This window comes from Bradyrhizobium sp. P5_C11_2 (assembly GCF_054049755.1).
Genome location: NZ_JBFULT010000371.1, coordinates 1 through 7547, shown reverse-complemented (window position 1 = coordinate 7547; position 7547 = coordinate 1). Strand labels below are relative to the sequence as shown.

Below are 7547 nucleotides of genomic sequence, written 5' to 3'. Positions count from 1 at the left end.
TGAACGAGGTGATCGACGAGAACGATATCGCCCGGCATATCCGCTACAAGCACAAGATCAATTCGGCGAGCTGGTCGAGCGAGCGAAATCTCTGGACCATCGAGGCGGTCACCACCGACACCGCTGAGCCAAAAACCTTCACCGCCAATTTCCTCTGGATGTGCCAGGGCTATTATCGCCATTCGGAAGGCTACACGCCGGATTGGAAGGGCATGGACCGCTTCAAGGGCCGCATCGTCCATCCGCAGACCTGGCCGGACGATATCGATCTCGCGGGCAAGAAAGTGGTGGTGATCGGCTCGGGTGCGACCGCGGCGACGCTGGTGCCGAACATCGCCGACACATGCGCGCATGTCACCATGCTCCAGCGTTCGCCGACCTACTTCCGGCTCGGCCGCAACGCCATCGAGATCGCCGAGGAGTTGCGCAGGCTCCAGGTTGACGAGGAATGGATCCACGAGATCGTCCGCCGCAAGATCCTGTTCGAGCAGGATGCCTTTACGAAGCTCTGCATCTCCAAGCCCGAGCAGGTGAAGAAGGAGCTGATCGGCCAGATCAGCGCGGTCCTCGGTCCTGACTACGACGTCGAGACGCATTTCACGCCGACCTACCGGCCGTGGCGGCAGCGCATCGCCTTCGTGCCCGATGCCGATCTGTTCAAGGGCATCGCCAGCGGCAAGGCCTCCGTCGTCACCGACGAGATCGAATGCTTCGTCGAGAGCGGCATCCGGCTCAAATCCGGCAAGCTGCTCGAGGCCGACATCATCGTCACCGCGACCGGCTTCAATCTCGCAGCACTCGGCGACATCGCCTTCGAGATCGACGGCAAGCCGCTCGCCTTCGGCGACACCGTCACCTATCGCGGCATGATGTTCACGGGCGTGCCGAACATGGTCTGGGTGTTCGGCTATTTCCGCGCCAGCTGGACGCTGCGCGTCGACCTCGTCGCCGATTTCGTCTGCCGCCTGCTCGGCCACATGAAGGCGAAGGGCAAAAAGAAGGTCGAGGTCAGCTTGCGTCCCGAGGACCACAACATGCCGATCCTGCCCTGGATCGATCCGGAAAACTTCAACCCCGGCTACATGATGCGCAACATGAACCTGCTGCCCAGGCGCGGCGACAAGCCGGAATGGCAGCACAGCCAGGACTACTGGACCGAAAAGGACGAGATCCCAAAGACGGATCTGGACGATCGGGCGTTTATTTATGGGTGAGGCGCGTTCGCGCCGACCACACACTCCGCTGTCGTCCCGGCCTGCGCCGGGGCGACACTGGTTGTTGGGCGGGTAGCGTCTCAACTCATTCGCAGCACGACTACGAATTCCGCCTTGTCGCATTCGCGGCGATCGCGGCGGCTGCGGTCCGGTTCTCCACGCCGAGCTTGGCGTAGATCTGCTCCAGGTGCTTGTCGACCGTGCGCGGGCTCAATCCCAGAATCTGGGCGATGTCGCGGTTGGTCTTGCCCTTTGACAGCCAGGCCAGCACCTCGCCTTCGCGGGTGGTGAGGCCGAGCTCGCTGGTGAATTCGGGCGGCAGCGCCGTGCCGGCCTCCTTGGAGAGCCGCAGCAGGAACTCGTTCGGCGCGGTTTCGCCGACGTAATAGAGCCGGAGGTGCGCATTGTCGGGCAGCGAGGCCGCCTGCGACTTCGAGCTGCCCTTGCCTTTCGCCTGCTCCAGCCATTGCAGCAGGGAGGGCGGCAGGACGAAGTCGTCGTCGGCCTGCGCGCCCTGATGGTCGGCAAGCAGCTTCTGCGCCTGCGGCGTCGCCCAGAGCAGGTTGCCCTGGCGATTGACCGCGAACAGGAAGCGCCCGGAGACATCGAGCGCGGCGCGCGCGCTCTGGGTCAGCCGCGCATTGCCGAGATGGACGCGAATGCGCGCCAGCATCTCCTCGATCACGATCGGCTTCGTGACATAGTCGACACCGCCGGCCTCCAGGCCGCGTACGATATGCTCGGTCTCGGCGAGACCGGTCATGAAGATCACGGGGACATTGGCGAGGCCGGCGTCGCGCTTCAGGCGGCGGCAGGTCTCGAACCCGTCGATGCCGGGCATCACGGCGTCGAGCAGCACGATGTCGGGCGTGATCTGGTCGACGATGCGCATCGCGCTCGCGCCGTCGAGCGCCACCATCACCGTCATGCCGGCACCGTCGAGCGCGTCCGTGAGCAGCCGCAGCGTCTCCGGGGAGTCGTCGACGACCAGCGCAACGTCGCGCTTTTTCGGCTCAGTGCTCATACGCATGCAATGTCTTCAATGTGGCCATGTACTGGTCGAGGTCGAAGCGGTCGACCAGCGATCGCATCTGCGCGACGAAGTCGGCGTGCTCCGGATGCTCGCTGCCGATTTCGTCCAGTTTCAATTGGATGCCCTTGACGTAGCCGATCCGGCCGAGCCCGATCAGCGCCTCGATGTGCCGCACCGGCGGCCGCGAGCCGGTTTCCGGCTGCCACAGCGGCACGGCGATCTCGTCGGAGCCGTATTGCCATTCGATCTTGAGAAGCTGCCGGATCGCTTCCAGCAGCCGCGGGATGTCGATCGGCTTCATCAGATAGCCGTCGTGGAAGGGCTGCGCCAGCGGCGTGCCGTGGGCCTCCAGCGCGCTCGCCGACACCATCAGGATGCGGGCCTGATGATGACCGCTGGCGCGCAACTGTTCCGCCACGGTCCAGCCGTCCATGCCCGCCATCGAGATATCGAGCAGGAACAGATCGGGCCGGCAATGCTGCGCCAGCGCCAGGCAGCCCGGCCCGTCGGCGGCGCTGAGCAGGATGAAGCCGAGCGGCGTCAGCACCTCGCGCAAGAGATCGCGATGCACGGGGTCGTCGTCGGTGATGAGGATGGTCTTGCGCGCGCCGTGATAGCCGGAAATCGGCGCCTCCACCGGCGCAGTGCGCCTGGGATTGGTGACCTCCGACAGCAGCATCTTCACCTTGAACGTGCTGCCGCGGCCGACGGTGCTGGTGACCTTGATGTCGCCGCCCATCACGCCGGCGAGCAACCGGCTGATGGTGAGACCCAGTCCCGTGCCGGTCTGCGGCTGCGAGACCCCGAGCGCGCCGCGCTCGAAGGGCGCAAAGATGCGTTCGAGATCGTCGCCCTGGATGCCGGGGCCGGTGTCGGTCACTTCGAACTCGGCGACCGGGCTGCGGTAATGCACCACGAACTGCACGCTGCCGCTCTGGGTGAACTTGATCGCATTGGAGAGCAGGTTGATCAGCACCTGGCGCAGCCGCTTCTCGTCGGCATAGACCACGGTCGGTAACGTTGCCGGCCGCCTGAACACGAAGTCGATGCCCTTGGCGGCCGCCTGGAGGCGGAACATGCCGACCAGCTGGTCGAGGAATTCGCTCACGCGAACCTCATCGCGCGACAGATACAGCCGTCCCGCCTCGATCTTGGAAATATCCAGGATGCCGTCGATCAGGCCGGAGAGATGGTCGGCGCTGMGGCGGACGACGCGGACCTGGTCGCGCGGCTTGGTGTTCAGCGTCGAGTCCTGCTCCAGCAGCTGCGCATAGCCGCTGATCGCGTTCAGCGGCGAGCGCAGTTCGTGGCTCAGGCCCACGACGTAGCGGCTCTTGGCGAGGTTGGCGGATTCGGCGACCTCCTTGGCGCGCTGGAGCTCGGCGTCGGTGCGCTTGTGGGCGTCGATCTCCTGGATCAGGAGCGTGGTCTGCCGCCGGGTTTCGGCTTCCGCGGCACGGCGGCTCTGCTGCGCCAGCACGAACAGCCAGGCCACCACGCCGATGATGATGCTGAGCGAGAAGAACACCTTCCAGAGCACGTTGGAGACCAGCATGTTCTCGCCGTGCACGCTCGCCGAGGTCTGCAGATAGATCAGCCCGAGCACCAGCGCGACGAGCCCGGCCGAGACCACGAACACGCCGATGTAATGCCCGAGCTGCGAGTTGATCCGCTGATAGATCGGCTGCGGCAAAATCCTGCTGAGCGCGTCGGAAAATTGCACCTGCGCGCGCGCATGCGGCTTGCAGAGGTCGTGGCAGCGCGCATCGAGCGAGCAGCACAGCGAGCAGATCGGCCCGGCATAGGCCGGGCAGGACGTCATGTCCTCGGGTTCAAAACTGTGCTCGCAGATGCAGCACTGGATCGCCTCGATATTGGCCCAGCTCCGCTTCGGCTTGCGCGCGATGTAGTATTTTCCGCCGGTGAGCCATGCGATAACGGGTGCGGTGACGAAGGCGACCGTCAGCGCGACGAAGGCGGCGAGCGCCTTCATGGTCGGGCCGAACAGGCCGTAGAACGCTGCGATCGAGACGATGATCGCGAGCGTCATCGCGCCGACGCCGACCGGGTTGATGTCGTAGAGATGGGCGCGCTTGAACTCCATATGCGGCGGACGCAGGCCGAGCGGCTTGTTGACGACGAGGTCGGATACGAGCGCACCGACCCAGGCGATCGCGACGTTGGAGTAGAGCGCGAGCGTCTGCTCYAGCGCCTTGTAGACGCCGATCTCCATCAGCAGCAGCGCCACCATCACGTTGAAAACCAGCCAGACGACGCGTCCGGGATGGCTATGGGTGAGGCGTGAGAAAAAGTTCGACCAGGCGATCGAACCGGCATAGGCGTTGGTGACGTTGATCTTGATCTGCGACAGCACCACGAAGAAGCCGGTTAACGCCAGCGCGAGATCCGGCTCCGACAGCACGTATCGAAATGCCACGAGATACATATGCGCGGGCTCGGCCGCCTCTTCCGGCGGCACGCCGTGGCTCAGCGCAAAGAAGGCGAGGAACGAGCCGGCGAGAAGTTTCAGCGCGCCGAGCACGATCCAGCCTGGCCCTGCGCTCATCAGCGCAATCCACCACGACGTTCTGGAGGTACGGCGGTCGCGCGGCAAAAAGCGCAGGAAGTCGACCTGCTCGCCGATCTGCGCCACCAGCGAGAACACGACGGAGGATGCGACGCCGAACAGCAGCAGATCGAAATGGCCGCCGAGGTCGCCGTGCTCGCCGGCGAATTTGTGCCATTCCGTGAAGGAGTGAGGATTGGCCCACGCGATCGCGGCGAAGGGCAGGATGTGCAGAACCACCCACAGCGGCTGCGTCCAGAGCTGAAAGCGGCTGATCAGCGTGATGCCGTAGGTGACGAGCGGGATGATTGCGACCGCGCTGATGAGGTAGCCGATCGGGCGCGGAATCCCCAGGCACATCTCCAGCGCGGTCGCCAGGATCACCGCCTCGACCGCGAAGAAGATGAAGGTGAAGGAGGCGTAGATCAGCGAGGTGACGGTCGAGCCGATATAGCCGAAGCCGGCACCGCGGGTGAGCAGGTCAATGTCGATGCCGCATTTGGCGGCATAATAGGCAATCGGGACACCGCAGCAGAAGATGATGGTGGAGACGACGAGAATCGCGGCGGCGGCGTTGGTGACGCCGTAATTGAGGGTGATGGTGCCGCCGATTGCTTCGAGAACCAGGAACGAGATCGCGCCGATCGCGGTGTTGGCGACGCGGGCGGCGGACCAGCGGCGCGCGCTCTTGGCGGTGAAGCGCAGCGCGTAGTCTTCCAGCGTCTGGTTGGCGACCCATTGATTATATTGGCGCCTGACGCGGTCTATTCGCTGCCGCCCTGCCACTTAACCCCACTCCCGAAGACGTCCGAAACCTCTCGTGAACTCGCAAATCCCGTACCAAAAGCCTACGTCGGTATTTTGCGGTGCAGTATACGCGATCTTGCGTATGCTTGCGCTGCACAAATTCGAGCCATCCTCACGGACCAATCGCGTGTCCTCGAACAAAAGTGGGGTGCTCATGTCAGACGAAGCAAACAAGGGCCTATTGTCGCCGCTCCGGCGCAAACTATTGATGGGAATGGCGGCTGTGCCGGCCATCACGATGCTGCCGCGGGCGTCTTTTGCGCAGGCCCCGGCGACCTCGGCGGTCAATACGACGGGTCTCGCGGTCACCGACACCGAGGTGACGGTCGGCATCCTGCATTCGGCAACCGGCACCATGGCGATCTCCGAGACCGGCTCGATCGAAGCCGAAAAGCTCGCCATCGAGCAGATCAACGCCATGGGCGGCGTGCTCGGGCGCAAGATCAAGTTCATCCAGGAAGACGGCGCCAGCGACTGGCCGACCTTCGCGGAAAAGGCCAAGAAGCTGCTGGTCAACGACAAGGTCGCGGCGATCATGGGCTGCTGGACCTCGGCCTCGCGCAAGGCGGTGCTGCCGGTCATGGAGCAGTATAACGGCATGCTCTATTACCCGACCTTCTACGAAGGCCTCGAGCAGTCCAAGAACGTGATCTACACCGGCCAGGAGGCGACCCAGCAGATTCTCGCCGGCCTGAACTGGATCGCCAAGGAAAAGGGCGCGAAGTCGTTCTTCTTCATCGGGTCCGACTACATCTGGCCGCGCACCTCGAACAAGATCGCGCGCAAGCACGTCGAGAACGTGCTGAAGGGCAAGGTCGTCGGCGAGGAATATTATCCGCTCGGCAACACCCAGTTCAACTCGGTCATCAACAAGATCAAGCTGACCAAGCCCGACGTGATCTTCACCGACGTCGTCGGCGGCTCCAACGTCGCATTCTAYAAGCAGCTCAAGGCCGCCGGCATCGACCTCTCCAAGCAGCCGCTGCTGACGATCTCGGTGACCGAAGACGAAATCGACGGCATCGGCGGCGAGAACATCGCGGGCGCCTATGCCTGCATGAAGTACTTCCAGTCGCTCGACAATCCCAACAACAAGACCTTCGTCCCGGCCTTCAAGAAGCTGTGGGGCGAGAAGACCGTGATCGGAGACGTCACCCAGGCTGCCTATCTCGGCCCGTGGCTGTGGAAATTGACGGTGGAGAAGGCGGGCTCCTTCGACGTCGACAAGATCGCGGCGGCTTCGCCGGGCGTCGAGTTCAAGGGCGCTCCGGAAGGCTATGTGCGCATCCACGAAAATCATCACCTCTGGTCGAAGACCCGGGTGGGGCGCGCCAAGCTCGATGGCCAGTTCGAGCTGATCTACGAGACCGCCGATCTCGTCGAGCCGGATCCGTTCCCCAAGGGCTACCAGTAAGAAGCGCTACCAGTAAGCCGCGGCATTCGTCGCGCTTTCTCTCAAGATCAAGCAGCTCCCTGGCGTGGATCGCAAGTCCGCGCCCAAGACCCCCGCGTCGCGAACCTGCTCGCGACGCGGGACCCWTTCCCCGACGGAGGACATCGATGTTCGGCGACTACTCGCTTGGTGATCTTGGCTCCATCTTCGTCATGCAGGGTTTTGCAGGACTGATCCTGTTCTCGGTCTACGTGCTGATGGCGCTCGGCCTTGCCATCATCTTCGGCCAGATGGGCGTCATCAACATGGCCCATGGCGAGTTCATGATCCTCGGGGCCTACGTCACCTGGATGACCTCGAATGTCTTCCAATCCTATTTGCCGAGCCTGTTCAGCGGTTACTTCTTCCTCGCCATGATCCTGGCCTTTGTTGCATCCGGCGCGCTGGGCATGCTGGTGGAATGGGTGCTGATACGGCATCTCTACAAGCGCCCGCTCGACACGCTGCTTGCCACCTGGGGCCTGAGCCTGATGC

General features: G+C 63.6%; 5 protein-coding genes. 3 read left to right on the top strand and 2 right to left on the bottom strand.

Features of this window, described 5'->3' with window-relative positions:
* Nucleotides 1–1214 (top strand): flavin-containing monooxygenase (locus tag ACXJL8_RS27900; protein ID WP_456685949.1); only part of this gene is annotated, 1214 nt, incomplete at its 5' end.
* Between the two features lie 100 nt (nucleotides 1215–1314).
* On the opposite strand, the gene ACXJL8_RS27895 is transcribed toward ACXJL8_RS27900, so the two are convergent.
* Nucleotides 1315–2244, bottom strand: a complete 930-nt coding sequence (locus tag ACXJL8_RS27895) for a response regulator (protein WP_456618356.1) — start codon at nucleotides 2242–2244, stop codon at nucleotides 1315–1317.
* Nucleotides 2228–5599, bottom strand: coding sequence for a hybrid sensor histidine kinase/response regulator (locus ACXJL8_RS27890; RefSeq protein WP_456685948.1), 3372 nt, complete (start codon nucleotides 5597–5599; stop codon nucleotides 2228–2230). The genes ACXJL8_RS27895 and ACXJL8_RS27890 overlap by 17 nt, the downstream gene beginning before the upstream one ends.
* A 175-nt stretch (nucleotides 5600–5774) precedes the next feature.
* Here ACXJL8_RS27890 and urtA point away from each other — a divergent pair, with 175 nt between their 5' ends.
* Nucleotides 5775–7034, top strand: coding sequence for an urea ABC transporter substrate-binding protein (urtA, locus tag ACXJL8_RS27885; RefSeq protein ID WP_456685947.1), 1260 nt, complete (start codon nucleotides 5775–5777; stop codon nucleotides 7032–7034).
* Between the two features lie 146 nt (nucleotides 7035–7180).
* A partial coding sequence (locus ACXJL8_RS27880; protein WP_456685946.1) for an ABC transporter permease subunit occupies nucleotides 7181–7547 on the top strand: 367 nt, incomplete at its 3' end.

Coding starts and splice junctions, on each gene's coding strand:
- ACXJL8_RS27895 (WP_456618356.1), bottom strand. CDS start 2,244: ATGCGTATGAGCACTGAGCCGAAAAAGCGCGACGTTGCGCTGGTCGTC.